This is a genomic window from Oleiphilus sp. HI0067 (genome assembly GCF_001635735.1).
Map to the genome: position 1 here is coordinate 19,430 of NZ_LWFI01000878.1, position 26,883 is coordinate 46,312.

29 protein-coding genes and 1 pseudogene are annotated in these 26,883 nt (G+C 44.9%); 12 read left to right on the forward strand and 18 right to left on the reverse strand.

Translation table 11 applies throughout. The annotated features are described in order from the left end of the window. The first annotated feature begins 26 nt into the window (after positions 1 to 26). From A3739_RS09795 to A3739_RS09815, 5 genes are all read left to right on the forward strand, one after another. Positions 27 to 1,133, forward strand: a complete 1,107-nt coding sequence (locus A3739_RS09795) for an HlyD family secretion protein (RefSeq protein WP_197472250.1) — start codon at positions 27 to 29, stop codon at positions 1,131 to 1,133. Positions 1,134 to 1,479: 346 nt separating this feature from the next. Further along, positions 1,480 to 3,102, forward strand: a complete 1,623-nt coding sequence (locus A3739_RS09800) for an FMN-binding glutamate synthase family protein (protein WP_068480800.1) — start codon at positions 1,480 to 1,482, stop codon at positions 3,100 to 3,102. Between the two features lie 406 nt (positions 3,103 to 3,508). Further along, complete coding sequence (locus A3739_RS09805; RefSeq protein WP_068477877.1) at positions 3,509 to 4,237, forward strand: SDR family NAD(P)-dependent oxidoreductase; 729 nt, start codon at positions 3,509 to 3,511, stop codon at positions 4,235 to 4,237. Between the two features lie 56 nt (positions 4,238 to 4,293). Continuing rightward, positions 4,294 to 4,893 carry a 2-hydroxychromene-2-carboxylate isomerase gene (locus tag A3739_RS09810; protein ID WP_068478548.1) on the forward strand — a complete coding sequence of 200 codons (600 nt, stop codon included), beginning with the start codon at positions 4,294 to 4,296 and terminating at the stop codon, positions 4,891 to 4,893. A gap of 193 nt (positions 4,894 to 5,086) precedes the next feature. After that, positions 5,087 to 6,085 carry a putative solute-binding protein gene (locus tag A3739_RS09815; protein WP_068478546.1) on the forward strand — a complete coding sequence of 333 codons (999 nt, stop codon included), beginning with the start codon at positions 5,087 to 5,089 and terminating at the stop codon, positions 6,083 to 6,085. A gap of 32 nt (positions 6,086 to 6,117) precedes the next feature. On the opposite strand, the pseudogene A3739_RS31385 reads toward A3739_RS09815, so the two are convergent. The 9 genes and pseudogenes from A3739_RS31385 to leuS form a co-directional block, all read right to left on the reverse strand. Continuing rightward, positions 6,118 to 6,462 (reverse strand): annotated as a pseudogene (locus tag A3739_RS31385) (hypothetical protein); the annotation flags it as partial. Positions 6,463 to 6,616: 154 nt separating this feature from the next. After that, positions 6,617 to 7,261 carry an outer membrane beta-barrel protein gene (locus tag A3739_RS09825; protein WP_156502517.1) on the reverse strand — a complete coding sequence of 215 codons (645 nt, stop codon included), beginning with the start codon at positions 7,259 to 7,261 and terminating at the stop codon, positions 6,617 to 6,619. Positions 7,262 to 7,435: 174 nt separating this feature from the next. Next, a complete protein-coding gene (locus A3739_RS31390) occupies positions 7,436 to 7,546 on the reverse strand; it encodes an Ig-like domain-containing protein (protein WP_197472251.1) in 111 nt (36 codons plus the stop codon). After that, positions 7,547 to 7,780, reverse strand: coding sequence for a hypothetical protein (locus A3739_RS09830; protein WP_156502518.1), 234 nt, complete (start codon positions 7,778 to 7,780; stop codon positions 7,547 to 7,549). 88 nt (positions 7,781 to 7,868) lie between these two features. After that, positions 7,869 to 8,987, reverse strand: a complete 1,119-nt coding sequence (locus A3739_RS09835; protein ID WP_068478543.1) for a hypothetical protein — start codon at positions 8,985 to 8,987, stop codon at positions 7,869 to 7,871. 24 nt (positions 8,988 to 9,011) lie between these two features. After that, the gene (locus A3739_RS09840; protein WP_068478540.1) at positions 9,012 to 9,329 is read right to left on the reverse strand and encodes a hypothetical protein; all 318 of its coding nucleotides are present in this window, start codon (positions 9,327 to 9,329) and stop codon (positions 9,012 to 9,014) included. Between the two features lie 169 nt (positions 9,330 to 9,498). Continuing rightward, positions 9,499 to 10,515, reverse strand: a complete 1,017-nt coding sequence (holA, locus tag A3739_RS09845) for a DNA polymerase III subunit delta (protein ID WP_068478538.1) — start codon at positions 10,513 to 10,515, stop codon at positions 9,499 to 9,501. After that, complete coding sequence (lptE, locus tag A3739_RS09850) at positions 10,505 to 11,038, reverse strand: LPS assembly lipoprotein LptE (protein WP_068478536.1); 534 nt, start codon at positions 11,036 to 11,038, stop codon at positions 10,505 to 10,507. Before lptE ends, holA begins: the two co-directional genes overlap by 11 nt. After that, a complete protein-coding gene (gene leuS, locus A3739_RS09855; protein WP_068478534.1) occupies positions 11,028 to 13,613 on the reverse strand; it encodes a leucine--tRNA ligase in 2,586 nt (861 codons plus the stop codon). Before leuS ends, lptE begins: the two co-directional genes overlap by 11 nt. 201 nt (positions 13,614 to 13,814) lie before the next feature. Between leuS and A3739_RS09860 the strand changes: the two genes are divergently transcribed. The 3 genes from A3739_RS09860 to bfr (A3739_RS09870) all read left to right on the forward strand — a co-directional run bounded on the left by A3739_RS09860 (position 13,815) and on the right by bfr (A3739_RS09870) (position 15,068). After that, positions 13,815 to 14,027, forward strand: a complete 213-nt coding sequence (locus tag A3739_RS09860) for a (2Fe-2S)-binding protein (protein WP_068477645.1) — start codon at positions 13,815 to 13,817, stop codon at positions 14,025 to 14,027. Positions 14,028 to 14,116: 89 nt separating this feature from the next. Then, positions 14,117 to 14,590, forward strand: coding sequence for a bacterioferritin (gene bfr, locus A3739_RS09865; RefSeq protein ID WP_068478532.1), 474 nt, complete (start codon positions 14,117 to 14,119; stop codon positions 14,588 to 14,590). 10 nt (positions 14,591 to 14,600) lie between these two features. Next, entirely contained in the window at positions 14,601 to 15,068 is a 468-nt protein-coding gene (bfr, locus tag A3739_RS09870; RefSeq protein ID WP_068478530.1) for a bacterioferritin, read from the forward strand. A 30-nt stretch (positions 15,069 to 15,098) separates the two neighbouring features. Here the strand turns inward: bfr (A3739_RS09870) and lnt are convergent, their stop codons facing one another. From lnt to miaB, 5 genes are read right to left on the reverse strand one after another with little or no spacing between them, the layout of a single operon-like run. Then, positions 15,099 to 16,610 carry an apolipoprotein N-acyltransferase gene (gene lnt, locus A3739_RS09875; protein WP_068478528.1) on the reverse strand — a complete coding sequence of 504 codons (1,512 nt, stop codon included), beginning with the start codon at positions 16,608 to 16,610 and terminating at the stop codon, positions 15,099 to 15,101. A gap of 33 nt (positions 16,611 to 16,643) precedes the next feature. After that, positions 16,644 to 17,480 carry an HlyC/CorC family transporter gene (locus A3739_RS09880; RefSeq protein ID WP_068478525.1) on the reverse strand — a complete coding sequence of 279 codons (837 nt, stop codon included), beginning with the start codon at positions 17,478 to 17,480 and terminating at the stop codon, positions 16,644 to 16,646. A 20-nt stretch (positions 17,481 to 17,500) separates the two neighbouring features. After that, the gene (ybeY, locus tag A3739_RS09885; RefSeq protein ID WP_068478523.1) at positions 17,501 to 17,950 is read right to left on the reverse strand and encodes an rRNA maturation RNase YbeY; all 450 of its coding nucleotides are present in this window, start codon (positions 17,948 to 17,950) and stop codon (positions 17,501 to 17,503) included. Position 17,951: 1 nt separating this feature from the next. Further along, entirely contained in the window at positions 17,952 to 18,941 is a 990-nt protein-coding gene (locus A3739_RS09890) for a PhoH family protein (RefSeq protein WP_068478520.1), read from the reverse strand. After that, entirely contained in the window at positions 18,931 to 20,283 is a 1,353-nt protein-coding gene (gene miaB / locus A3739_RS09895; RefSeq protein WP_068478518.1) for a tRNA (N6-isopentenyl adenosine(37)-C2)-methylthiotransferase MiaB, read from the reverse strand. The genes A3739_RS09890 and miaB overlap by 11 nt, the downstream gene beginning before the upstream one ends. A gap of 191 nt (positions 20,284 to 20,474) precedes the next feature. Here miaB and A3739_RS09900 point away from each other — a divergent pair, with 191 nt between their 5' ends. The 4 genes from A3739_RS09900 to A3739_RS09915 are packed head-to-tail and all read left to right on the forward strand — an operon-like array spanning position 20,475 to position 23,229. Next, positions 20,475 to 20,786 carry a DUF1820 family protein gene (locus tag A3739_RS09900; RefSeq protein ID WP_068478516.1) on the forward strand — a complete coding sequence of 104 codons (312 nt, stop codon included), beginning with the start codon at positions 20,475 to 20,477 and terminating at the stop codon, positions 20,784 to 20,786. 17 nt (positions 20,787 to 20,803) lie between these two features. After that, positions 20,804 to 21,208 carry an MAPEG family protein gene (locus A3739_RS09905; protein WP_068477754.1) on the forward strand — a complete coding sequence of 135 codons (405 nt, stop codon included), beginning with the start codon at positions 20,804 to 20,806 and terminating at the stop codon, positions 21,206 to 21,208. Next, positions 21,205 to 21,891, forward strand: a complete 687-nt coding sequence (trmH, locus tag A3739_RS09910) for a tRNA (guanosine(18)-2'-O)-methyltransferase TrmH (protein ID WP_068501180.1) — start codon at positions 21,205 to 21,207, stop codon at positions 21,889 to 21,891. The genes A3739_RS09905 and trmH overlap by 4 nt, the downstream gene beginning before the upstream one ends. Before the next feature lie 9 nt (positions 21,892 to 21,900). Continuing rightward, the gene (locus tag A3739_RS09915) at positions 21,901 to 23,229 is read left to right on the forward strand and encodes an MATE family efflux transporter (RefSeq protein WP_068478512.1); all 1,329 of its coding nucleotides are present in this window, start codon (positions 21,901 to 21,903) and stop codon (positions 23,227 to 23,229) included. Between the two features lie 18 nt (positions 23,230 to 23,247). Here A3739_RS09915 and A3739_RS09920 read toward each other — a convergent pair whose 3' ends face one another. From A3739_RS09920 to cysN, 4 genes are all read right to left on the reverse strand, one after another. After that, positions 23,248 to 23,673, reverse strand: a complete 426-nt coding sequence (locus A3739_RS09920) for a hypothetical protein (protein ID WP_068478510.1) — start codon at positions 23,671 to 23,673, stop codon at positions 23,248 to 23,250. Positions 23,674 to 23,675: 2 nt separating this feature from the next. Continuing rightward, complete coding sequence (locus tag A3739_RS09925; protein ID WP_068476061.1) at positions 23,676 to 23,984, reverse strand: Bor/Iss family lipoprotein; 309 nt, start codon at positions 23,982 to 23,984, stop codon at positions 23,676 to 23,678. Positions 23,985 to 24,084: 100 nt separating this feature from the next. Further along, positions 24,085 to 25,101, reverse strand: a complete 1,017-nt coding sequence (locus tag A3739_RS09930; RefSeq protein ID WP_068476062.1) for a nucleoid-associated protein — start codon at positions 25,099 to 25,101, stop codon at positions 24,085 to 24,087. 68 nt (positions 25,102 to 25,169) lie between these two features. Further along, positions 25,170 to 26,801, reverse strand: a complete 1,632-nt coding sequence (cysN, locus tag A3739_RS09935; RefSeq protein ID WP_068478508.1) for a sulfate adenylyltransferase subunit CysN — start codon at positions 26,799 to 26,801, stop codon at positions 25,170 to 25,172. Between the last annotated feature and the right edge of the window lie 82 nt (positions 26,802 to 26,883).

The window sequence follows — 26,883 nt, forward strand, 5'->3', positions numbered from 1 at the left end:
GCGGGGAGTCAATGACGGTTTGGAATATGAAAACAGCTGTTTTTTTGTGGGCGATAATGGCTTTTACTGTTTTTGTAGTTATTTTTTATTTTCACCCAAAAACGTATGCAGGCGTGGTGCCTTTTAGGACGGTTTCGGTCGTTGCTCAAACTTCAGGACCAGTGACAGACATTTATGTAAAAAATGGCCAGCGAGTAAATACCGGAGATCTTTTGTTTCGTATTGAAAATAGTGCGCAGCTCGCCGCATTGTCTGAGGCAGAGGCTCAATTGGCGGTCATTGAAGCTGAGCAAGCCAAAGCAGAAGATAACAAACTTATAGCTGAAGCCAGTGTTCGCGAGATTCAGGCTCGATTGGTAAGTCTGCGAGATGAACTACGCGATGCAAAAAGCATACTGAAACTAGGTTATGGTACAACAAATAATGTGATTGAGGCTCGGTCTCAAGTTCAGGTGGGAGAGGCGGATCTGGATGCAGCGAAAGCTCAGCTTGATCTTACTGATGTTGAACTAACCGAGGGTATCCCCGCAAGACTGGCAGCATCCGAAGCCGCGATTGAAAAAGCGAGAACAGCCTTGGATTTTACAGAGGTTCGATCGTTCACAAATGGAACCGTAACCCAGCTGGCACTCAGCGTTGGCAGCCCAACGACTACACTTGTATTGAGACCATCAATGGTCATCATTCCCGATCGACCTGAAAACACATCAGTACGTGTTTCTGCAGGATTTTCTCAGGTTTCGAAAACGACCCTTTATGAGGGAATGCCAGCAGAAATCGCTTGTGACACTAATGCGAGCCTATCTTATAGAAATGCAATACTTCCTGCACGGATCGTTTTACTGCAGCCCGCTGTTGCGACGGGTCAAGTGACCCCCAGTGATGACTTAAAAGATCTACAAAATGCATCACAGCGCGGAACAATTCATGCCATGCTGGAACTTATTCACAATGAGCATGAAGCCTTATTGCTGGATGGTTCGGGTTGTATCGTACAGACCTATACCAATAACTTGGAAGGGGTTTTCGGGCACATTGTCGCCGCTACCGGAGTTGTTAAAGCTGCAGGGCTTAGAATGAAAGTATTGGGTTCAATACTGGCTGGTATCGGCCTAGCAGGCGGTGAACACTAAGTGTCGATAGCTTAGTTCAAAAACGAATGAGAAATGTCCAACTCTATGATGCCAACGGAGCTTTGCAACTGATTTCTGCTAAAGGTTTGTATCACCCTTTCACTTCGGATAAAAGAACCTTCGGCATCTCAGATAGCCATTTGCAGACAGTTACGCCAGGTCTTGTTTGTGTCTGTCATTCTGAAGAGATCGGAACACCAGGGCCGCCATGAAGGACTCAAGGCGTACATATAATCTCTTCCGCCTGATCAAACATCGGAGGGTTAAATGTGTTTCAGATTTACGATGCCAATTAATTTAGTACGCCTTAAAATTGCAATGATATAGCAAATGAGTGGAGTATGTGATGACTGCAATGCAACAAGTTTTTTATTTGGTTTCTGTATTCGGAAACCTGCTATTTTTGTCACTTTGGATGGTGACCGGTCAAACATTTTTCACGGTTATGTTGGTACTGACTATCAGCTACTCTGTGGTCGGGTTTTACGATTTAAACTACAGTGCGCATACTTTAAACAGGCTGTACCCCGTCGTCGCACATATCCGCTATTTTCTTGAGTCTTACCGAGTTGAAATTCATCAATACTTTATTGCAAATAATACGGAAGAGCTGCCATTTAATCGAGAGCAGCGGTCACTTGTATATCAAAGAGCAAAGGGTGAAATTGATACGAAGGCCTTCGGTACAGAACGAGATATCTTCCAGCAAAACTATCTATGTGCCTGGCATTCGCTAGCCCCAAAAGAAGTTCACCCAGAACATATTAGAGTTATGGTCGGGGGGAAAGAGTGCAGAAAACCCTATTCCTGTTCACGCCTAAATGTTTCAGCGATGAGTTATGGTGCGCTGAGCCAAAACGCTATTGAGGCATTGAACAAAGGCGCAGCTAAAGGTGATTTCTTCCACAATACCGGCGAGGGCGGAGTCAGCCCATTTCACCTAAAACATGGAGGCAATCTGGTTTGGCAATTGGGTACGGCATTTTTTGGTTGTAGAGATATCCATGGTAATTTTTCCGATCGCGCGTTTAGTGAATTAGCGAACCAAGGCGCCATCAAAATGATAGAGATAAAGCTATCACAAGGCGCGAAACCAGCCCATGGTGGAGTGCTGCCGGCGGCAAAGATCAGTGATGAGATTTCACGTATCAGAGGTATCCCCAAGGATCGGGATTGTATTTCTCCTCCAGTTAATTCGCTATGCCGCACCCCTTTAGACTTGTTGAATTTTGTGAAACGATTGAGGGAACTATCAGGCGGAAAGCCCGTGGGTTTCAAATTCTGTATGGGCAACCCAGCAGAGTTTCTGGCCATCTGCAAAGCGATGTTGAAAACGGGTATTTCGCCTGATTTTATCTCGGTGGATGGGGCGGAAGGTGGAACGGGGGCTGCTCCTGTTGAATTTTCCAATCGATTGGGTATGGGATGCTTGGAAGCCACCTACATTGCTCATAATGCATTGCTTGGTTGTGGCCTGAGGAATGAGATACGCATCATTAGTTCTGGTAAAACCGCTTCTGGATTTGATCTTTTAACAAAAGTCGCTTTTGGGGCAGATATTGTTTCGGCAGCTCGTACCATGATGTTTGCTCTGGGTTGTATCCAGTCGCAGTCCTGCAATACCAATTATTGCCCTACAGGTATCGCAACACAAGACCCGGTGCGTTCCAAGGCGCTTAATGTCGAGAGCAAATCAGAGCGTATTAAGAACTTTCAAAAGGCAACCGTAGATAGCTTTTTAGAGCTGGTTGGCGCGATGGGTTTGGAAAACCCAGACCAATTGCAGCCCTTTATGATAAGACGCAGAAACGCAAATGGGCTGAGTTTTGAGGGCGGTCTAACATTTCCGCCGCTCACGGAGGGAGCTCTCATTAACGAAGAAGAACAAGCTGACGAATGGTCTATGTATTGGCAGGCGGCTGACGCTAATTCATTTACACCCAAAGAACTTCTTAAATTTTCCCCTTGATAACACCATCTAATGGACTTTTACAACGCAGATAAACTAATGCCTTTCCTGAGAGTTTAGTAAAAAAGAAGGCGTAACTAGTTTCGAATAATGTTGTTCAGTTCGTCCGTTCCCCCAAGAAATCTGCGTAATTAACATCAGAAATTTGGCTTAGCTTTATGTCGGCTTTTGTCTAGCAGCTGAAGTTTTAAGCGATGAAAGCATGACTTACTTTTCATGAATTTTGCTAGCGCTGAGTCTCGATTTAGTGCAGTTAATTCTCTTCTTGCAGCTTATAATGTTGATCCTTTAGAGCCCATATTTGAGTTCAATAATGCTTAGAAAAAACCAAGAATTCCTTACAATATTGAATTCTATTAAATTCAACAGCTTACAAAATGTAAGCCTTACAAAGGTTGCTTAATACATGAGCGATAAAAAAGTAGCACTTATCGTTGGTGCTGGAGATGCTATTGGCAGTGCGATCGCTAGAGAGTTTGCCCTGACGGGTTTGAGTGTATGCATGGTTCGTCGCAGTGAAGAGCTAGTCAAAGAGGCAGCCAAAGCACTTAATGATGAAGGCTATGAAGCACGTGGTTTTGGTGTGGATGCACGCAGCGAAGATGCAGTTCAGGAGCTATTCGAAAATATTGAGAACAACATCGGCGAAATCGGAGTGGTTGTATTTAATGTTGGGGCGAATGTGCCTATGAGTATTCTCGATACAAGTGCACGTAAGTTCTACAAGATATGGGAAATGGCTTGTTTCTCAGGTTTCCTTGTCGGAAGAGAAGCTGCTCGAGTAATGAGTCAGCGTAAGCGCGGAACGATTATCTTTACCGGTGCAACGGCAAGTGTACGAGGCGGCGCTATATTTGGCGCATTTGCCAGTGCAAAACATGGTCTCAGAGCCCTCGCTCAGTCAATGGCTCGAGAGCTTGGGCCAAAGAATATTCATGTTGCGCATGTTGTAATTGATGCGGCCGTAGACACACAGTGGATCCGTGAAAACCACCCCGAGTATCAAAAATTTGTAGAGAAGGATGGAGTCGTTCAACCTGCAGATTTGGCAAAAAATTATGTCATGCTTCATGAGCAACCACGCAACGCGTGGACCTTTGAGCTTGATGTCCGTCCATGGGTAGAGAAGTGGTAACGCTCTTACTATTAGCCAACCCAGCTTGAACGTAATTTATACATATAGGAATAACGATGAGTGATTCAGCAAAGCAAATTGAGTTTTATTTTGATTTTGGTAGCCCGACGGCTTACCTAGCGCACAAACAGCTCGCCAAGATGAGCGACAAATACAATGCTGATGTTGTTTATGAGCCAATGCTATTGGGCGCAGTACATAAAGCGACAAATAATACACCGCCGGGCTTGGTTCCTGCCAAAGGCAAGTACATGTTGTTAAGCGACATTCCGCGTTTCGTGCGTCGTTATGGTGTTGAATTCAAAATGAACCCGCACTTCCCAGTAAATACCCTGCAACTAATGCGTGGCGTATTTGCTGCAATGGAACTTGATTGTGTTGATGCCTATATCGATGTTGTCTATGACGCGATGTGGGTGAAAGGTCTGGATATGAGTAAGCCAGAGGTGATAGCTGAAGTATTGACGGAGGCTGGCATTGACGCCGCTGCGTTTGCAGAGTTAGTTCAACAAGACGAGATTAAAAATCAATTGAAAGAAGCCACAGAAGCAGCGGTTAAGCGCGGTTGTTTTGGTGCACCGACAATGTTCTTGGATAATGAAATGTACTTTGGCCAAGACCGTTTGGACTTTATCGAAGACGTCCTCAGCGCGTAATTTCGTTTCTGATCTGTGCCCTGTTTATTCATTGAACAAGGCACTCAGTTCAATAAATCAGCATTAATCACTTTCTATCAGACCTATTAAGGAGTAGCTTAGAAGCGCTTTGATAGGTATTTGTATGCAGTTACCTACGCATTCCAAGGCACTCGCTATTAAATAATAACGAATAAGAGGCCACGGTTTAGTGATGAATACTGCAACCAAAACGACCATTTTTATCTTCTGTGCACTATTTTCAGTGCAGTCTTTTGCTCTCGAAAAAAAGAAATATTGTCTTTGGGATCCTGTAGGGAAAACGGGGCCCGTAGTTGAGTTCTTTTCCGACCTTAAGCCAAAGGCTTTAGGATGGGGGCTTGATCTTGAATTCATCACTTATACCGATGAGAAAGTGGCATCTAATGATTTCAAGGCGGGCTTATGCGATGCAGTACATCTAACGGCGATACTCTCACGAAATTATGTGCCGTTCGCAGGCAGCCTTGACGCTATCGGAGGCATTTTGTCTGACGACGAATTGGATCGTGTACTGGTTACTCTAGCGAATCCTAAAGCGGGTAAATTGATGACCAACGGTAAATACGAAGTTGTGGCTTCGTTTCCGGTAGGATCCATGTTTGCTTTTGTGAATGATAAAAATATAGACACGGTCGCTGAATTTAGTGGCAAGAAAATTTCAGTGTTAAACGAAGATCCTCAGGCTTTGCAGTTGTCGAGCTTAGCTGGCGCCTCACCGGTTGGTACCTCGCTCGCAACGTTTTCAGGACAATTTAATAATGGAAACATCGATATTCTATTGATGCCAGCCTTGGCATATAACACTTTTGAACTGTACCAAGGGCTTGGGACAGATGGTGGAATTATTGATCATCGTTTCTATTATGGGATGCTTCAGACAGTCATTAATAAAGAACGATTCGATGATAACTTCGGCAATTTAATGCGTGAGTATGTAGTATCTCGTTTACCTTTCATCCACAAGCAGGTAAAAGATGCGGAAGCAGAAATACCTGCTAAGTATTGGATCAAAACCGATGCCGATACGAAGAAAGAGCTGGATCGTTTCAGTAAAGAAATTAGGGTGAGCTTGAAACAAGAAGGGAAGATGGATGCTAAGGCTTTGACTCTTCTTTGGAAGATTCGCTGCTCAAATGACCCCGCGCGGTCTGAGTGTGCGGCGCCAGAGTAGGCCGATACGTTCTAAATAATTGAAGCATATTGTCAGCAACAGTCCTGATATCGCCCAATCAAATGTGCCTCTGTTGCGATAGAGGTATCGTTGATGGCAAATACTTCGTACCCAAGTTTGACGGAAAGTAAAAATGCTAGAGTTTTAGCGACTCTCGCATTTTTAATTGAAGAGCTAAATATCTGTTTCAGTATGCCAAAAGCTGCTAGGGCATGAAGGCAACCGCTTAAGCCAGCATAGGAAATGGATAGCGGAAAGAATAGATAATACATACCTGTGATCGCTATTCCGCTAATAACAAATACGAGATTTAGGGTTTTTATACTTTTTAGGCAAGGAAGTAGATAAACGAGTAACAATAAAGCAGCCATGTTTTGGCTTAAGTGAAGTCAAGTTAGATGGCTAAAGTGCGCGCTTATCAGTCGCCAATACTGCCCTTCGAAAACCGCACTGCCGTCATACTGTAGTGTTGTCGTTAAACCAAATATCTGAATTGAGATACATAGCAGAACGACAAAGATGTAAGAGCATTTAGTTTGGGACATCTACAGTCAAACGCAATGAAATAAGGTCAACCTCACCTGCCATGCTTTGCCAGACTAAATCGAACATGCCATGTTTCATTGGACTTAAACTTATCCCGACGCCATATGCGAGATGATTGTCTTCTTCAGTCGTGACGCTGTCTGTATCGCCTTTAATCTTAGGGTCTAGATAACCAACACCACCGAGAATAAATGGTGCGAACTGGCTTTCCCACAGTTGAGTAAAACGATATGTACCCGCGAGCTCTAGTACGCGATATTCAATGCTTACATCGTCATATAGTGGGTCTGATGAGTTTAGTTTGATTGTATGGAAGTCATAATAACGTAGAGTTATCGAAAACTGATTCGTAAATTGATATCCCACACCCACAGCAAATGCAGCGCCATGATCACGATTTTGTGTCCAAATATTAGATGGCGCTTCTGGTTCAAGGTTAGAGTACCCAAAACTTAGATCTGCAATGAATCCTTTAAAGAACTGGTCTTCAAGAGGGGCTTGAGTTGCTGTTTGCGGCGATGAATCTAGCTGTGACTCATCGGCTTGCGCATCAGAGCTGATTAAACTTGTTATTAATGATGCTGCACAAACAAGTAAAAGAGACTGTGCGTGTTTATTACGCTTGGACATTAGATAGCTGCTAACGAGTAATGCAAACAATCCATTGAGCGAAGCCCAGCCGGCCGCCCCAGCTTTAGTTGCAACTTTTGTTTCAGCTCCGGCTCTTGCTCCGGAATTGATTTGCACTGTTACTTTAGCAGGAGGGCTATGCTTCAGTCCGTTATCAACCGCATCATAAAAGAATTAATCGCTACCTATATATCCGGGGTCTGGGATAAAAGTGAAACTGCCATCCAAATTAATCGTGACAGCGCCATGGATTGGAGCTTTATGAAGCCTTGCTTCTAGGCACAATTATAAAGGTGCTGTTGTATTTTGATCGTCTGAATCATTCTCAAGAAGTCCTGGGGCGGGGCGATCTAGGGTTTCACCTTCGTGAATGGTATAGCTGTCCGCGCCCGCAGTAGGTTGTTGGTTGCTAGGAATACTTATCCATCCAGTAGAGACTACATCAATAGTTACATAAGCTGATTTTCCCGATAGCTCATATTCAAATTGGTCTTGCCCGTAGTATCCGTTGTTAGACATATAATCGAACGAGCCATCAGGGTTCAGCGTCACAGTTCCATGAAGCGTTTGGGCTTTGAGTGAAACGCTGAGACCTCCTGGTGTTGAATCATTGGCTTAGCACCCCGTTAGCGGTCGAAACAATTAAATTCACCCCTTCATTTGTTTGGTAATGATCTGCATGCGCATAAAGTGTCTCATGCTTTTCATATGCGCCTATATCGACGGATGCGCCTTGTGCGCCGAGCTCTCCAAGAAGGTCTTCAGAGATTGGTGCTCCATCTCCGTAGAGTGCATCTGCGGTATTTCCTTGATCGACTAAGGGAGTGGATAAGGCGTTAGGGACGAAACAATTTCTATTGAAGCTTGCATTGACGCAATGAAGCGGGGACAGATTGAGCGCTGAGTCATCACCGTTGATACGGGATAAATAGTTGTTATCGTTTACCGCTCGCGCGAATACTCCAGTATCGTCCCAGTTCGCGGGATAAACTAAAGGTATTGTGTTTGTTGCCGAGTTGGTAGAAAGAAGAAGATTGTTGCGTGCAATCAGCTGCGCACTTCCCGCTAATTCAATGTGTGTTCCTTGAAAGATTTGTCCGATATTGTTGATTGTTTTCGACGTGTAGTACCAGGTGCTGTTAGTTAACGTTAAATCTCCGTCTATCACTTTGATCGCGCGAGTAGGGGTTGCATCACGCCCATCATAAACTGAATTACTGATTTCTACGCTAGCGTTTTTGAATTCAAGCGCACCCGAATCTAAACCATCAAAATAGGAATCACGGATAATAACGTTCTTGCTTGTACTGTCAGTCATTGATACTAAGCGGTCAGAAACGGCCCTGATAGCGCGGTTAGAGTTGTTCGAAAAGGCAGAATTAATAATGGTGAGATCGTTGTTGATGACGAGATCTTGTTGTCCGTTGTTGACGAGATTATCAAAGATCAAACTATCTTTGATTGTAAGAGAACCTCCGAGACCATGCACAATTAACAAGTCACTAGAACGTTGGCATACGAAGCCATAGATCGCGACGTTATCAAGTGTTACGTTGGCATTATCCGTATTGATAAACGTACTCATTCGGGTAAAGGCTAGATTCTCGATGCGAACATCAAGTGTCCGGCCCGCGCCATTTGCCCGGTTTACACGAAATAGCGTGCTGACTGGCTTGAGAATTGTTGCCCCGCCACCGCCTGGACCTTGATCAAACGGATAGCCCACATTTGTGAGGCCCGCAGTCGTAATCTAATGTTGGTGGTCATCGATAACGGGGCGTGAACTTCCAAGACCTTTGATCGTAATATCGTCAGTTACAAGAATTGGATTCTCAAAAGTGTAACGGCTTGAGCCGCCACCGGTAACGGGAACAATTGGGTTGCTGCTATCAAAGGAGCCCGGGACTTCAACAATATCTGCGCCTGGGTTGTTGTTTGCTTGCTCTATCGCCCAGCGTAAAGATCCATTACCGCTCGACTTGGAATTCGTTACTTTATAGCTTGCCGCATGTGAAAAGCTTGAAATGCAGACGACAACTAGACCGACAATAACGCTGTAGAGACTCATTCATAGTGTCCAAAATTGATCAATGACAATATATAACTGTAGTTGATTCTAGGTGTTTTGCGCTAAGTACTTGTTCTCATTAGGAAAAGACCATCATCGAATTTATCGAAGCGTGAATACCAATGATGATAATGAAAATTGTTAGGGTAAGTATGGGGGAGCGGAGGCGCTATTTGGGAGGGTGAGCAATGTGCATGGCGAGTTGCTCGATTAAAAGCCACGCAGGCTCCGATCCAAACACGCCTTTTGATGCGTCATCGATTTTCTTAAGCATGAGCGTAAGATCGTTAATGCTTTTGGTGTTTAAGCGTTTTGCAGCCGAGACATAGTCTGCTTGCTGCTGGGCAAAGATGCGTTTGCCCTTAAGGTAGGCGTCAACGCGTTGTTGTTGCCCAATAAGAGGAATCAAACCTTCAAGCACACGGACGTCACGACTAAGTGGCCAGATCATAGTGATTGGCAGATTACCTTCAGCTTTCAAATGACCAACTATGCTCGCAGTTTTTTTTGCTTGGCCACTAAGCATGGCTTTACTTAAATCAAATACGTCATAGCGAGCAGAGTCTTTGACTTCGTCCAAGATCATGCCAACGCTAATTGTGTTGTTGCCATGTAAAATTGCGAGTTTGTCTAGCTCTTGTTTCGCCGCGAGCGGGTTGCCCTCTAGGCGAGACGATAAAATTTCGAGCGCATCATAATCAATATTGAGCTTTAGTTTATTGGCGCGTTGACGCATGAATGTGAGAGTTTGCTGTGGTTTGATAGGCCACACTTGAGTTATGACCCCTAACTTATCAATGGCTTTACACCATTTAGCGCTACCGAGTGTCTTCTTATCAATTTTGCCCGCTTCGATTATCAGAACAGTGTCTTCAGGTGGTGCTTCGAGATATTGAACGAGTTTTTTTGAGCCTTCGGTACCGGGTTTGCCATTCGGCAATTTGAGCTCAATGATCCGCTTGGTTGCGAAAAGTGAGAGGGCATTACCTTCTTCTTGGAGAGTTTGCCAGTCGAAGCCCCGCTCAACCCGCAATACTTGTCGTTCGTCATAGCCTTGAGCTCGCGCCGCCGCGCGAATTTCATCTACGGCTTCTAATTGCAGCAGAGGTTCTTCGCCGCTGACCATGTAAACGGGCTTCAAGCCGCTTTTTAATTGCTGAGAAAGTTGTTCAGGTTTAACCTGCATCGTTGGCGCCGATACGGATGAGTGTTAGCTGACGAATGATTTCGCGCGCAATGCTTTTATCTAAGGCTTTCGTGAGCGTAGTTTTTTCGCGCTCTTTAGCGAGCAGGGCGTCTGAATTATGACGATAAATACGACGAGCATTGATCTCGTTACTGTATTTGGATTTTGTATTGTTTGCTTCTGAGAAGGTGAATTTTACGAGACGGGTTATTTCGTATTCGTCAGCACTAGCATCTAGGTTAATGGTGAATGCTCGTTCGGTGGAGCTTGCACTATCGATACTCAGCGTGAAGGTTGCATCATCATCCATCGTGACCTTATGCGCTTTAAGCTCGCGCTCTAAGGACTGACATAGCTGCCAGTGCTCAGCTTGATCGCATTCAAAATTTACAGAGCTAAACCCGAGAGAGCCTAACTCTGCTGTGCGAACGTGAAATCCGCAGCCTTGAATGAGCGCGCCGCTAGCGATAACGAGTAGCAGTGCTACCCGTTTTGTTGCGGCTTTGAAGAGCTTAGTTTGCAACGATGTTCACCAGTTTGTTAGGAACAACAATCACTTTGCGAATGGTGTTCCCTTCAAGGAATCTCTTGACGTTTTCGTCTTCCATCGCTTGTACTTCAAGCGCATCTTTACTGATATCGGCAGGAACTTCTAGCTTCGCACGAACCTTACCATTTACTTGTACAACGATTTGCTGACTTGTTTTTACAAGTGCACTTTCATCGCATAAAGGCCATGGTGCAGTGAGCACGTCGGCGTCATTTCCTAGTTCTTTCCATAGAGTATGACAGATATGCGGTGTAATCGGAGCTAGCAATAATACAGCGGTTTCAAGTGCTTCGTGAGAAACTGCACGGCCTTGCTCACTAACATCAACAAATTTACTAACGCTATTCATCAATTCCATAACAGCTGCGATGGCAGTGTTGAACGTAAGTCTACGGTTTAAATCGTCACTTACTTTTTTGATGGTTTCATGTGTCTTACGACGAACAGCTTTTTGTTCTTCGTTTAATGCATTCTGGTCAAGTTCAACCTTTCCGCCATTGGTCAGGTGGTTGTCGACATTTTTCCATAAACGCTTTAGGAATCGGTTAGCACCTTCTACTGCATTGTCTGACCATTCAAGCGATTGCTCAGGTGGAGCAGCAAACATCATGAATAAACGCACTGTGTCAGCACCGAATTGATCGATGATTGTTTGAGGATCAATACCGTTGTTTTTAGACTTCGACATTTTGCCCATGCCAGCGCTAAGAACTTCAGAGCCGTCTTCTAATTTGACATAGCGTGATACTTTGCCCTTGTCGTCAGTTTCTGCTTTAACGTCTGTTGGCGAAATCCAAATTTTTCCGCCTTGCTCATCTTCTTGATAGAAGCAATCAGCTAGCACCATGCCTTGACAAAGCAAGCGCTTAAACGGCTCATCACTTTCAACGAGACCAACATCACGTAATAGCTTGTGATAGAAACGAGAGTAGAGTAGGTGAAGAATCGCGTGCTCAATACCACCAATGTATTGATCCACAGGTAGCCAGTAGTTTGCTGCACTTGGATCAAGCATTTGATCATCGCTGTTCGGAGAACAATAGCGCGCGTAGTACCAAGATGACTCCATAAAGGTGTCGAAGGTATCGGTTTCACGGAATGCTGTTGCACCGTTATGGCTTGTCTTCGCCCACTCAGGATCACTCTTAATCGGTGATTTAACACCATCTAATTCAACATCTTCAGGAAGCTGTACAGGCAGCTCTTCTAGAGGCACAGGGATCTCAGTGCCGTCTTCCAAGTATTTCATCGGAATCGGTGCGCCCCAATAGCGTTGGCGAGAGACACCCCAGTCACGTAAGCGGTAATTCACTTTGCGCGATCCAGTTCCAGCTTCTTCAAAGTGCTTCACAATTGCTTCGAATGCTTCAGCAGAGGTTAAGCCAGTAAATTCGCCGGAGTTTACAAGAACACCTTTGTCGGTATAGGCCGACTCATGAATATCAAGTTCTTCAACTTCTTCCGATGCGATAACTTGTTTAATTGGAAGCTTGTACGTCTTTGCGAATTCATGGTCACGTTCGTCATGTGCTGGTACAGACATAACTGCGCCTGAGCCGTAGTCCTTCAACACGAAATTCGCAGCCCAAATAGGTACTTCTTCACCTGTAATTGGGTGTATTGCTTTGAAGCCGGTAGGAAGACCTTTTTTCTCCATTGTCGCCATATCTGCTTCGGCAACTTTGTTTTTCTTACAGTCTTCGATGAACTCACGCAAGTCGGTGTTGTTTTCTGCACCACGTGTAGCAAGTGGGTGTTGAGCGGCTACCGCTACATACGTTACACCCATCAGAGTATCTGGTCGTGTGGTATAAACGCTTAGCGTTTCGTCTGAGTCTTTGATGCCAAAGCTGAATTCAAGACCTTCTGATCGGCCAATCCAGTTGCGCTGCATCGTTTTAACTTGCTCAGGCCATTCATCAAGCTGATCTAAGTCGTTAAGTAGTTCTTCTGCATAATCGGTGATTTTGATAAACCACTGTGGGATTTCTTTGCGCTCGACAATTGCGCCAGAACGCCAGCCACGGCCATCGACAACTTGCTCGTTTGCAAGAACAGTTTGGTCAACAGGGTCCCAGTTAACAGTTGCGTTCTTTTTGTACACTAAGCCGCGCTCATATAGCTTAGTGAAGAACCATTGTTCCCACTTGTAGTATTCAGGGCGGCAGGTCGCTAATTCTCGATCCCAGTCATAACCAAAGCCTAATTGCTTAAGCTGACTTTTCATGTAATCAATGTTTTCGTATGTCCATTTAGCTGGAGCGACGCCGTTTTTGATTGCAGCGTTTTCTGCTGGAAGTCCAAAAGCATCCCAACCCATTGGTTGCATAACGTTTTTACCCAGCATGCGCTGGTAACGAGAAACAACATCTCCAATCGTATAATTGCGTACGTGCCCCATGTGCAGCTTGCCGCTAGGGTATGGGAACATGGAAAGGCAGTAGTACTTTTCTTTAGACGAGTCCTCGGTTACGGCAAAGCTATTGTTCGCTTCCCAAAAATCTCGTGCATTCTGTTCTATTTCTTTCGGAGAGTATTGTTCTTGCATGCTTCTTCTTAAATCAATGGAATACGCAACACCGCTTATCTATAGTGCGGTGCAAAAATGGGCACATAGTCTATCTTAGTTTTATGTGTGGGTGTAGACGCTTCAAACCACAAAACGACAACAAAAATAATTGGTGAATGTTGTTGATAATGATTCGTATTGCGACTATCATTTGCTCCGTTGTTTAAGTGAGCGAAAATAATGTTAGTTTGTTTGTGTAAAGGTGTTTCTGACAGAGATATTCATTCTTTGATGGATGAAGGCAAAACCTCTTTTCGTCAGGTGCGCAATGAACTGGGTGTGGCGACAAGTTGTGGTCAGTGTGCATGTACGACTAAAGAAATTATAGAAAATAGATTGGCTCAAGATAACGACAATACTTCTCTCGACTTAGCCTACGCGGCAGTCATCTAACTGATACTGATTCGTATCATTATTCTCAACTTTTCAATAACTTAAACCTTGCATATACTTGCCCTGATTCTTTCGAAGGGAGGTTTGCTATGCAAGGTGATGTATCGGTTATTCAAAAATTAAACGATGTGCTCGCGGATGAGCTTATATCGATCAATCAATATTTTCTTCATGCGCGAATGGCTAAGAACTGGGGATTATCAGTTCTTGATAAGGTCGAGTACAAAAAATCTATCAAGGATATGAAACAAGCGGACGCGCTTATTGAGCGTATCTTGTTCTTGGAAGGTATCCCCAATCTCCAAAAATTAGGCAAGCTGTATATTGGCGAAGATGTTCCCGAGATTCTGTCTTGCGACTTGAGGTTTCAGACGCAGTCTTTGGCAACCCTTCGCGATGCGATCGAGCACTGCGAATCACAGCGCGATTATGTGAGTAGAGATGTCTTGCGCGAACTTTTGAGCTATGAGGAAGAGCATTTCGATTGGATTGAAACTCAGCGAGATCTCATCGAAAAGATGGGGCTCGAGAACTATACGCAATCATTGCTAGGCGAAGAATAGGGGTTTTGAAATGAAAGGTAATCAAAAAGTTGTCGATACATTGAGCAAACTTCTTGCTGGCGAACTCACCGCGGTCGATCAGTATTTTATCCATTCACGCATGTACGAAGACTGGGGGCTCAATAAGCTTTATGAGCGTCTTGATCATGAGCGTGAGGAAGAAACTGATCATGCTGACCAAATGATCCGTCGCATTTTATTTCTCGAAGGAACACCAAATCTTGGAGTACGAGAGCCTCTCAATGTTGGAGCTGACGTTGTTTCAATGCTGAAAAGTGATTTAGAAGTTGAGTACTCTGTTATTCAAAATCTTAAGGATGCGATCGCTCTCTGTGAGCAAGAACGTGATTATGAAACACGAGAAATGCTTCTGGGTCAGCTAAAAGACTCAGAGGAAGATCATGCCTATTGGCTGGAGAAGCAACTTGGTCTTATCGATAAAATTGGATTGCCCAATTATTTACAGTCGATGATGTAAGGCTGAATTGTGTAGGAAAAACGCGGTTTTTTAGCCGCGTTTTTTTATGCCGAAAGATATGACTAGAATTAATAAGCAGAAGATGAGTGTAGGTAGTGAGCCGAGCTTAGTGAATGGTGTGCTGCCTGCAAATGTCTTCACTCTTCCTTCGAGTGTTGCTTGCTTAAATTGAGGGATGGATGCGCTAATTTTTCCCGTTTCGTCGATAATTGCGGTTAAACCGTTGTTAGTTGCTCGAATCATGTATTTACCATTTTCGGCTGCACGAATTTGCGCGAGTTGTAAGTGTTGGTGTGGGCCAATAGATGCGCCAAACCACGCGTCGTTACTAATGGTAATTAAATAATCTGCGTTCGCGGCACGCGATGCCACAAAATCTGGATAAACCACCTCATAGCAAATAAAGGGTGACGTTAGATTTCCATTTTGGCGCAATAGCTCTTGATCTTGCTTTCCTTTGCGAAAATCTGACATTGGTAGGTCGAAAAACGCGATTAGACCTCTAAGTATGTCTTGTAGAGGTACGTACTCTCCAAAAGGCACAAGCTTTTGCTTGTGGTAGATGCCCGAGGCATCGCCAATTCCAATAATGCTGTTGTGCATCACAGGACGCTTTGCTTCAGCGTCCCAGCCTCGATAAGGAATGCCGGTAATGATAGACGTGTTGTTGGCTGTCGCCTGTTTCGACATTTTGTTTAGCAAAGGTTTTGCTTGGTTGTAGAAAGCAGGAAGAGCTGTCTCTGGCCAAACAATCAGATCTTTATCCCATTGCGCTGCTGACATCTGTTCTAGCAATGCAACTGTTTTAGGTTTTTGTGCGCGTTTCCACTTAAGTTCTTGAGGTATATTAAGCTGCAGTAGCGCGACATTGATGTCTTGGTTCTGATCTTTTGTCCAAGTAACGTGGTTTAAAGCTACGGGAGCTAGCCATAGCGCTATCAATAGTCCCGCTATTGGCCCTGCGATTCGAAGTGATGGCTTATTAAATAGGAGAAGTGCTAGCCCTGAAGTGATTGCTAGAACAAGCGTTATCCCATAGCTACCGATTACTGGATAGTAACCATGTAGTGGGCCATGAAGTTGGGTATCCCCAACAAACAGCCAAGGGAAGCCTGTAAGAAATACACTTCGAACGAGATCGTTTAAGGTCCACAATGCTGCGAAGAGTAAGGTGTTAAGTTCGGCTTGTTTAGTCTTTAGCTTTGCATACACATAAAACATCGCGCCATGGAATAAGCCTAAGAATGCGACGAATAGTAGCGTCAGAATTCCCGCCAAAGCTGGGTGCGCATGGCCATAGGTATTTATGCTCACGTACACCCAAGATGCGCCGCTAGCAAACAAGCCGAAGCCAAACAGCCATCCCTGATAAAAAGCACGTTTCCCTGTTAGTAAATGATTTGAAGATAGTGCTTTTGTAATGAATAAAAAAGCGACAAGCGAAATGATGCTTGCGGGCCAAAAATTGAATGGACTTAGACCTAAGGTCTGTAATGCGCCTGCTACAAAAATAGCAAGCGAGCAGAGAAGTGTTGCTCGCATTTTTGACTCGCTAGCGCTTCAGCGCGCTTTTATTTATTTTTCGAATTTTAAAAGACGTACTGTGCGGCTATCCGCGTTTAATACGGTGACTTTGAATCCTTCGAACAGCGTTTCGTCCCCCCGATTTGGAAGGCAGCCGAAGCTTTTGATGACGCAGCCGCCGATGGTATCGAATTCATCATCAGGAATAAATGTGCCGAAGTGGTCGTTGAACTCTTCCACTGATGTGAGTGCTTTAACCGTCGACTCTGAATCGCTTAGAAGCTTAATATTCGCTTCCTCTTCGATATCGTGCTCATCTTCAATTTCGCCAACAATCTGTTCAAGAACATCTTCGATGGTTACTAAGCCCGACGTGACACCATACTCGTCAATGACGATAGCCATGTGAATACGTTTTTTCTTAAAGTCTTTTAGTAGCTCGTTTAAGCGTTTGCTCTCTGGAATTTTAGAAGCAGGTCGAATCAGCTCTTGGATGTCCTGACGCTTGAGTTCACCCTTAAGTGCGAGCGGTAGCAGGTCTTTAGCTAGCAAAACGCCTTCTACTTCATCATTTGATTCGCCGAATACTGGAAAACGGGAGTGCGCTGATTCGATGATGCTGCCGATGTAGTCTTCAGGATCAGCGTTAAGTTTGATGGCGATCATTTGTGAGCGAGGGATCATTACTTCACGCGCTTGCATTTGCGTGACTTGAATTGCGCCTTCAATGATGCTCAGAGCGTCGCTATCAAGAACGTTGCGCTGCTCGCTGTCTCGAAGTAATTCGAGAAGTTCTTCTGTGTTCTCAGGTTGATCGGAGAAAGCCTGAGAGATTCGTTCTAGCCAGCTCTTTGAAGCTGGCCCGGTACTCGGAGTGTCGTCGTTCATTAGTAGAACTAGTTTGCCTCTTACAAATAAGGATTATCGTAGCCTAAATCAGAGAGAATCGTAATTTCAAGTCTTTCCATCTCTTCAGCCTCGTCATCGTGAATGTGGTCATATCCTTGAAGGTGAAGCGTTCCGTGAATCACCATGTGCGCCCAATGCGCTTCCAGTTGTTTATCTTGTTCTTTTGCTTCTAGCTCAACAACGGGCTTACAGATAACTAGATCGCCAAGTAAATCGATCTCCACAAACTCGGGAGCTTCGAATGGGAATGACAATACGTTAGTCGATTTATCTTTACCGCGATACTCAAAATTAAGTGCGTGCGATTCTTCTTCTTCAACGATGCGTATCGTCATCTCGAGATGTTTCTCTCCCTGATACGCAGCGTTTGCCCAGCGCTCGAACTGATCAAGTGGAGGAAAATCGTTGTTACCGATTTCGATCTGTAAATCGATTGTGAGTTTGCTCATCTTAGCTCTGCTTTGCGTCGTGTTTGTCGTATGCTTCGACAATGCGCTGAACTAGAGGATGGCGCACTACGTCGGCCGAATTGAAATTCGTGACGCTGATGCCGGCAACATTGTTCAAGATTGTTTGGCATTCAGCGAGCCCGGACTTGGCGCCTTTAGGTAAGTCGGTTTGTGTAATGTCGCCAGTTATGATGGCGGTAGACCCAAAGCCGATACGTGTTAAAAACATTTTCATTTGCTCTGGTGTCGTGTTTTGGCTTTCATCCAGAATAATAAACGCGTTATTCAAGGTGCGCCCCCGCATAAACGCGAGTGGTGCGATTTCAATGACGTTTTTCTCGATTAGGCGCGCAACCTGCTCAAAGCCCAGCATGTCGTATAGTGCGTCATAAAGAGGGCGTAAGTAGGGGTCTACTTTTTGTGCTAGATCACCAGGGAGAAAACCGAGCTTCTCGCCGGCTTCTACAGCAGGACGTACCAAAAGAATTCGCTTTACTTCTTCTTTTTGTAAGGCTTCAACCGCACAAGCTACCGCGAGATAAGTTTTACCCGTGCCGGCGGGTCCAATACCGAAATTAATATCGTGCTGTTTGACGCGCTGAAGATACAAGATTTGATTTTGATTCCGCGCTTTGACTTGTAACTTAGGTGTTTTAATCACCGCATGAATATCGTTCATTGGCTGTGAAGTGACGAGCTCTTGCGCAGCTTCTTGAATATACAGTTGAACCTTTTCCAAAGAAATGTCGGGGGAGTGTTCAGTATCACGGTACAAATGCATCAGTATATTGAGACATGCTTGAGCTCGGGAATCATCTGTTGATGAAATGCTAAACAGCGCTCCGCGACGATTGATGCGTACGAGCAGTCGTTTTTCTAGATACTTGATGTTCTCATCAAATGGTCCGCAAAGCAGCGAAAGCCTCTGGTTGTCTTCAGGGCTCAAGTGCAAAGTCTTCTTTACACCTGTTGCAATAGAGCTAGTAGTCATTGTCGTCAATACGTTCGCCACGCAATGAGTTCGGATAAGCATCAACGATATCGACATCGATGAACCGACCAATTAGTGCAGAGTCGCTCCGATCTTGGTTTGCTTTGAAGTTGACCACGCGGTTGTTCTCAGTACGACCTTGCATTTCGCCTGGGTCTTTCTTAGAAAATCCAGTGACTAAAATGCGTTGTTGAGTACCGACCATGCGACGACTAATTTCATGTGCTTGTTGCGTAATGCGTTGCTGTAGTATGTGCAGGCGTTGTTTCTTCACTTCTTCTGATGTTTCGTCTGCTAGATCCGCAGCAGGTGTTCCAGGTCGAGCGCTGTAGATAAAGCTGAAAGATGTATCGAAGCCAATGTCGTTGATAAGCTTCATTGTATCTTCAAAGTCTTTTTCCGTTTCGCCCGGGAAGCCAATAATAAAGTCAGACGAAATGCTGATATCTGGACGATGCTTGCGTAAACGACGAATTTTAGATTTGTACTCTAACGCCATATGGCCGCGTTTCATTGCGGCCAAAATGCGATCGCTACCGCTTTGTACAGGAAGGTGCAGATGGCTTACGAGTTCCGGGACTGTTGCGTAAACATCAATCAATGCATCACTAAACTCAACAGGATGTGACGTGGTGTAACGAATACGATCGATCCCTTCAATGCCAGAGATAATGGTGATCAGCTCGGCAAGGTCCATGATGTCATCATCATGCGTGTTACCTTGATAGGCATTAACATTCTGACCCAGGAGGTTGATTTCACGTACGCCTTGTTCCGCAAGGTGGGCTACTTCCGCAATAACGTCGTCAGCTGGGCGACTGACTTCTTCGCCTCGGGTATATGGTACGACGCAAAATGTGCAATATTTACTGCAGCCTTCCATGATTGAAACGAATGCTGATGGTCCATCTACGCCAGGTGCAGGTAGATGATCGAACTTCTCTACTTCTGGGAAGGTGATATCCACAACACCCACATCAGAAGTCTTGGATGCATCAATCATCTCTGGAAGGCGATGAAGTGTTTGTGGACCGAATATTACATCAACATATGGGGCGCGATCTCGGATAGCTTCGCCTTCTTGGCTTGCTACGCAGCCGCCAACGCCGATCGTCAGTTCTGGATTTGTTTCTTTTAACTTCTTCCAACGACCAAGTTGGTGGAAAACCTTTTCTTGTGCTTTTTCACGAATAGAACAAGTGTTCAGCAACAAAATGTCTGCATCGTCAGGAGTGTCTGTCAACTCAACATCTTGATCGTCTTGAAGTAGATCTGCCATGCGCGCTGAATCATATTCGTTCATTTGGCAACCATGGGTTTTGATAAACAGCTTTTTGGTCATCGAAACTCTTAATACTCTTACGTGAAAAAAAGGGCGTGAATTATATCTAGTTAAACGCCCGAATTATAGCGGTTTTTTGTTACATGTGTTGGCAGGTTTCAGCGATGTTCTGAGCTGCTAAATGACTGACATTCGTTCGTTTTGTGCTATGATTCGCGACCTCGTTTTATCCGGTTTAGTAATGTTGTTTTATGGCTGCCAAGAAAACTTATAAAGTTGTTTTTTATAATCAGGACGAAGTGTTCGAAATATACGCTGCGCACGTTTTCCCGTCTGAAATGTATGGTTTCATAGAGCTTGAAGAAATTCTCTTTGGTGAGCGGTCGCAATTGTTAGTTGACCCTAGTGAAGAAAAGCTCAAATCTGAGTTTGCAGGGGTGACGCGCACATATGTGCCAATGAATGCAATTGTGCGCATTGATGAGGTAGAGCAGTGCGGAGTTCCTAAAGTAAAGCCAAGCCAGGTAGCGCAGTTTCCCGGCGGCAATAATTCCAAAAAATAAATAGTAAGGAGTAGGGTATGGGTAGTTCTCTTTTGCGTTATGCGCCAATGTATGCGGGCTTGCTTGCGATTTTAATTATTTACCTTGGTTATCGAGTCACTGCATTTCGCCGCGCTGAAAAGAAGAGCACAGAGCAAAACGATTGTTCTGTTGAGATGCGTTGTGCAATCCGTGCGCATGCAAATGCGCTCGAGAATATTCCACTCGCTTTAGTTTTGCTCTTCATGTTGGAACTTCAGTTCTTGAATCCAATTTTGATTCATGTTTTCGGCGGTATGTTTTTGCTGGGCCGCGTTCTTCATTCATGGGGTTTATCGCGTTTTGATGGGCCAAGTTTTGGTCGATTCTATGGCATGCTGCTGACATGGTTAGCGATGCTGGGCATGGCGATACTTAACATCTGGCTCTGCCTAATTCTATGACACCAGAGAGATACCGAAAGCTCCGCGAAACCTTAGATCGGCGCCAACCCGATTTAACAATTCTCGCGGAGCAGATCCACAAACCTCGTAATATTGCTGCTTTAGTTCGTACTGGTGATGCGGTCGGTATGCATGAGCTGCATATGGTCTGGCCGTGGGATAAGCATCGTCCATACTCGGGCACGGCAATGGGGAGTGATCGATGGGTTAACATCGTTCGGCATGAGTCGATGGATGCAGGTATCGAACTTCTCCAGACGCGCGGCCAAAAAGTTTATGCAGCACATTTGTCTGATACAGCGCTTGATTTTAGAGATGTAGATTACACCGAACCATGCGCCATTCTGATGGGGAATGAGAAAAAAGGCGTAAGTGATGAGGCTGCTCAGAAAGTTGATGGCCATATTATTATTCCCATGATGGGAATGGTTGAGTCATTTAATGTCTCAGTAGCCGCAGCGATTATTTTGAGCGAGGCGCAACGACAACGTGAAATGAAAGGCATGTATCATCAGACGCGCCTTGATGATCATGAATATTGGCAAACTTATTTTCGTTGGGCCCACCCAAGGATAGCCGAGTATTGCCATCAAAACGATCTTGACTATCCTGCCATCAATGAAGAGGACGGTGAAATTGTCGATCCTTCCGGTTGGTATGCTCGAGTAAGAGCCACTTCTTAAGGTTATTTAGTGATTACGAAGCTTATTCGCTTGGCTGTGCCGATGATTGTTGGGCAGCTGGCCTTTGCGTCAATGGGATTTATCGACACGGTATTGTTAGGTCAACTAGGTGTCGATACTCTTGCCGGCGGCGCACTGGGCGCCATGGTGTTTCAGTTTTTTCATATTGTTGGTATCGGGGTGCTAACCGCAACTGCGAATCTAATCGCGTTTGAATTTGGTAAAGATCAGCCAGATGGCATCCAAACGGCGCTTTTATCTGGCGTTTTGTCAGTACTATTTCTGTCAGTAGTGTTTGGCTTAATAATTTCGAACGCAGAGCCGATATTGCTAGCTTTAGGACAAGACCCCTTAATTATTCCTATTACTTCTACTTATTTGGATATTATTGTATGGGCGCTACTACCAGCGTTTACCTTTATCCTGTTGCGTAGCCTCGCGCTAGGTTTGGGTGATCCCTCTGCAGTGCTTCCAGTAAGTATTCTTGCGGCGGCATCAAATTATCCTATTAGCTATGTGTTGATGACCGGTGCTTACGGCTTTCCGAAAATGGGGGTGCAAGGTGTGGCGCTCGGCACCTTGATCGTTTCAATAATGATGGCGCTGGCGATGGCGGTGTTTATCTATAGAAAGGATGCGTTTAAGCCGTTTAAATTTTGGCGCCGTTGGAGACAGTTTCGGTTTTCAAATATCGTTGAAACCTACCGATTAGGCGTTCAAATAGCTATCGCGCATGCCATGGAAGTAGGCATGTTTTCGGCTGCGGCACTGTTGATTGGCGCAATGGGTGCTCAGGCGTTGGCTGCGCATCAGATAGTGCTTCAGTGCATCACGATGTCGTTTATGATTCCGCTTGGTTTATCGCAAGCTGTATCAGTGAAAGTCGGCAAGCATTACGGTGCAGGTAATCCGATTGAAACCAAGCAAGTGATTTTATACGCCCTAGTGATCGCGAGCGCGACAGCAAGCGCGGCAGGCTTGGTCTTTTGGTTGCTCCCTGATGTGTTGGTAGATCTTTTTGTTGATGAGGCATTAGGGCCAGACGAGTACCAGGCTCTAGTGGCCTTAGCTAGTTTGTTGTTACTGATTGGCGCCATGTTCCAATTGGTTGACGGGTGGCAGGTCGTTTTAATGGGTGTGCTCAGAGGCTTTAAACTTGGCGCATCTCCAACCATCGTCGCAACTGTTAGTTATTGGGGGCTGGGATTTCCTGCGGCTTATTTCCTGGGTGAGATGTTTGGCCCTGCCGGCGTATGGGCGGGCATGGGCTTAGGCTTAGGCTTAAGTGCAATCTTGTTATTTGGTCTTGTTGTTAAAACCTACAAGCGAGTGTTTTGAGCATACTTAATTGAAGAGCTAACGCTCTCGGCAAGAATACTCCACGCTCCATGTAGACCAAAGATCGAGCCATGCAGAGGATGCGTTATAGAGTAGAGCGTTGTCTAGCATGCTAAAAACAAAGTCCGTTGGAGTTACTTCGGTCGTGATTTGATTCCACTCCAGACCTGAGCACTCTTTATTTAACTGTAATGGGTTGCTCAGCTCGGCGACTGAAAAAATGGCGTGTTGATACCATTTTCTGTACCGAACACTGCTTGCTGCATCGTATTGTATGTCTGGCATATCTTCGGTAAACATACCTAGTGTCCAGTCAAAGCTTTGCTCAGGTTTTGGGTCGGGAACAACAGGGCCATTCTCAAAATGAATTACGGAACAGCCGCTTAGGCTTATCGTTGCTGCGATAGCAATGTATTTGGCTTGATGGAGGAAGTTCGTTTTCATGCTTATTTCACCTTCCGTTCGCACCACACCATTGCAGTACGTGGCATGTAGATTCCGAGTGTTCCGATTGCCCATGCAACATCAGTAAGCGTGTACTTGGTTTGTAGTTGTACGACTGGTCGGTTACGGCATACACGTTGCGTATTTACTTTGTGTTCACCAACAATTCCCCAGAGATAGAATGGCTTGCTTTCTTTATAGTGAGGACGATACAGGAAGTTAGGGTCTCCTGTTTCGGTGACAGTAATAGCTGCGCATGCAAATAACTGACTCGCAACAATGGCTAAAAGAACGATTCGTAAACACTTCATAGATGGTGATTTTTACTATTTGTTATTGCTATTAATTATACAGATCGGAGAGTAAGCGCACGTGATGCTGTCATCATTACGCGCGCTTGTTTTGAAGTTGTTAGTCTTCTTTATCCTTAATGAATTCGCTGAGTTGCTTCTTAAGCGATTTCGGAATTGCAGTAATGGTTAGCGTATCTGAGCTTTCGTCGTACAAAATCGTTTGCTGGAATAGGTCTGATGAAAATGAAAGACTTAACCCATTACCTTTGCCTGACAGGCGAACTAGGTGCTTTAACTTGCGCGTGTCAGGTCGCAATTCTTGTGTAGGTGCTATGTTAGCGCTCTGTTCAGCGAATTCTGCGAACTTGCTAGGCTTGTTTTCATCAAGGTAGCCTGAGAGTTCAGATAGTGGCACGGCTTCGCCCATTTGCTGCTGTTCAACACAAAAGTCATAAGCACGTTGGCGAACTTGCGCGGCCTCGTCTTTCTCTGTGTCTTTTGTGTAGTTCGAAAGAATTTCCATTAATGTTTCGGTTTCTTTCGCTATATCTACACTGTTTTCAAATCCAGCACTTTGTGAGAATGCCTCGCCTAGTTTAGAGGTGCCGCGGCCTTTTATAAGGCTTAGATAGGAAGTGTCATCGCTATCGCTTAACCAAGCGCTGATATCAACCTTAAGCGCTAATTCAAGCTTTGATGTGTTGAGATAGTCTACGATGGTTAATTCCGAGTTTCCGTCGAGCATAAGTCCGCTAGAATCTTCCAGTAAGAATATCCAAAACCGGTCGCCATCCGCATGTTCTTCATCGACAAATAGTACGTGTCGATCAAAAATTTCAGGGGTTTTATTAGCTAGCTCACAGAGATGATTAAGCGCATTCGTTGTCAGGCTGGCGAAGCTCAAAGAGCCATCATTAAATTCTTTTAGCCATGGCGTGAATGGTGATTGAAGTTCGGTTTCTGAGAACCTACCAAAAGCCTTGCCTGCTCTGAATTGGAACAGCTTTTTGTATTGACTAAAAAGAGCTTGATGGTCTGCGTTAGCGTCTTTGGTTTCTGTGCCAGTTAGGATTTTTGCTGGTTGGTCGTCTTGCCATCGAGTAAGGCGATGGAAAACTAAGTGTCTGATTGCCATGAGGTAAGTACTAAAAAATTAAAGGAATGAAGGTGTAGTATTTTGGCGAATACTACACCTTTTTCAGTTTAAATCGACTTAATTGCGTCAACAATTTGTGATTCAGTTTCAGCGCTTAAAGTGAGGTCAGTATTTGACTGTGCTTCGCCCGCGTAGATAACAATTGCACTCGAAGCTTTAATGGCTGTTGCAGCCTCGTTCAAGCTTTCTTGGCTAGTGAATTGAGATGCGCTCAAAGTGATAGATGTAAGACCTTGATCGAACAGCTTACGTTCAGTCGCTTGAACCAATTGTTCGGCAAGCTCTCCTGTGCACGCAATGATCTTACCTTCGTGACCAAAGCGCTTGCTACGTTCCTGGGCGGTCACTTCAGTCCATACTTGGGTGTCTGAACGGTCAGACTTGCTGACAATCATGCCCGCGCCAATCGTAACGTTGGTTAGACGGTCGATAATAATAAACGCACCGGTCGCCTTATTTTGATCATAAGGATCGAATGTCACCGCTTGATTAAGAGTCAGCTCACACAAAGAAATGCTATTTAATGCCAAGTTGTCGGCATCATTTTTCTCAAGCGTGTTAACGTCAACGGTGTGAATGATATTGTTGACCGAACCTGAGCTAAGCGTAGAGCCAAGCTTGATATCGATAAGCTTGCCAGGTTGAAGCTCCGCTTCGTTCATCCAAACGATGTTAGCCGTAAAGCTTTGACCCACGGAAGGTAAGTTACTTGGCTTAACTAGCATATCTCCGCGAGATACGTCGATCTCATCGTTTAGAGTGATGGTGATTGCTTGACCAGCAAATGCATTTTCATGCTCGCCTTCATACGTGACAATCGATTTAACCGTGCTCTTCTTGCCAGATGGCAGGGCCATCAGTTCATCACCTTTGTTAACTTCACCAGAAGCCACAGTTCCGCAGAAACCACGGAAATTAAGGTTTGGACGGTTCACGTATTGAACGGGTAGGCGGAAGTCTTGAAAGTTTCTGTCTTCAGCCACCTGAACGTTTTCTAGAATGTCCATCAAAGGGGCGTCAGTGAACCAAGGAGTCAGTTCGCTATTAGAAACCACGTTCGTACCTTTCAGCGCTGAAAGTGGAACAAAGCGGATGTCTTTGAGTTGTAGGTCAGACGCGAATTCAAGGTAATCAGCTTTGATTTCGTTGTAACGCTCTTCGCTATAGTCAACGAGGTCCATTTTGTTGATCGCAACGACTACGTGCTTAATACCTAAAAGAGAGGCAATAAAGCTATGACGGCGCGTTTGCGTCAGAACGCCATGACGTGCATCGATCAAGATAATAGCTAAGTCAGCCGTTGATGCACCTGTCGCCATGTTACGTGTGTATTGCTCGTGCCCAGGTGTGTCCGCGATGATAAATTTGCGTTTCGCTGTTGAGAAGTAACGGTACGCAACATCGATCGTGATGCCTTGCTCACGCTCAGCTTGTAGGCCATCTACAAGAAGTGCAAGGTCAATTTCACCCTCGTTGGTACCGCTCTTAACGCTGTCTTTTTTAATCGCTTCCAAATGATCTTCATAAATCATGTGAGAGTCGTGAAGTAGGCGGCCGATCAGTGTGCTTTTACCGTCGTCAACGCTACCACAGGTCAAAAGTCGCAAGAGCTCTTTTTGCTCATGCTGCTTCAGATATTCATTAATGTCTTCACTAATTAGTTCAGATTGGTGTGACATGATTATTCTCTTTGTTTGCCTGTAATCAGGCGTGCTACGTAATAAAATTGTGTTGTTGCGTGTATGGTTCGCGCGCTAAAAA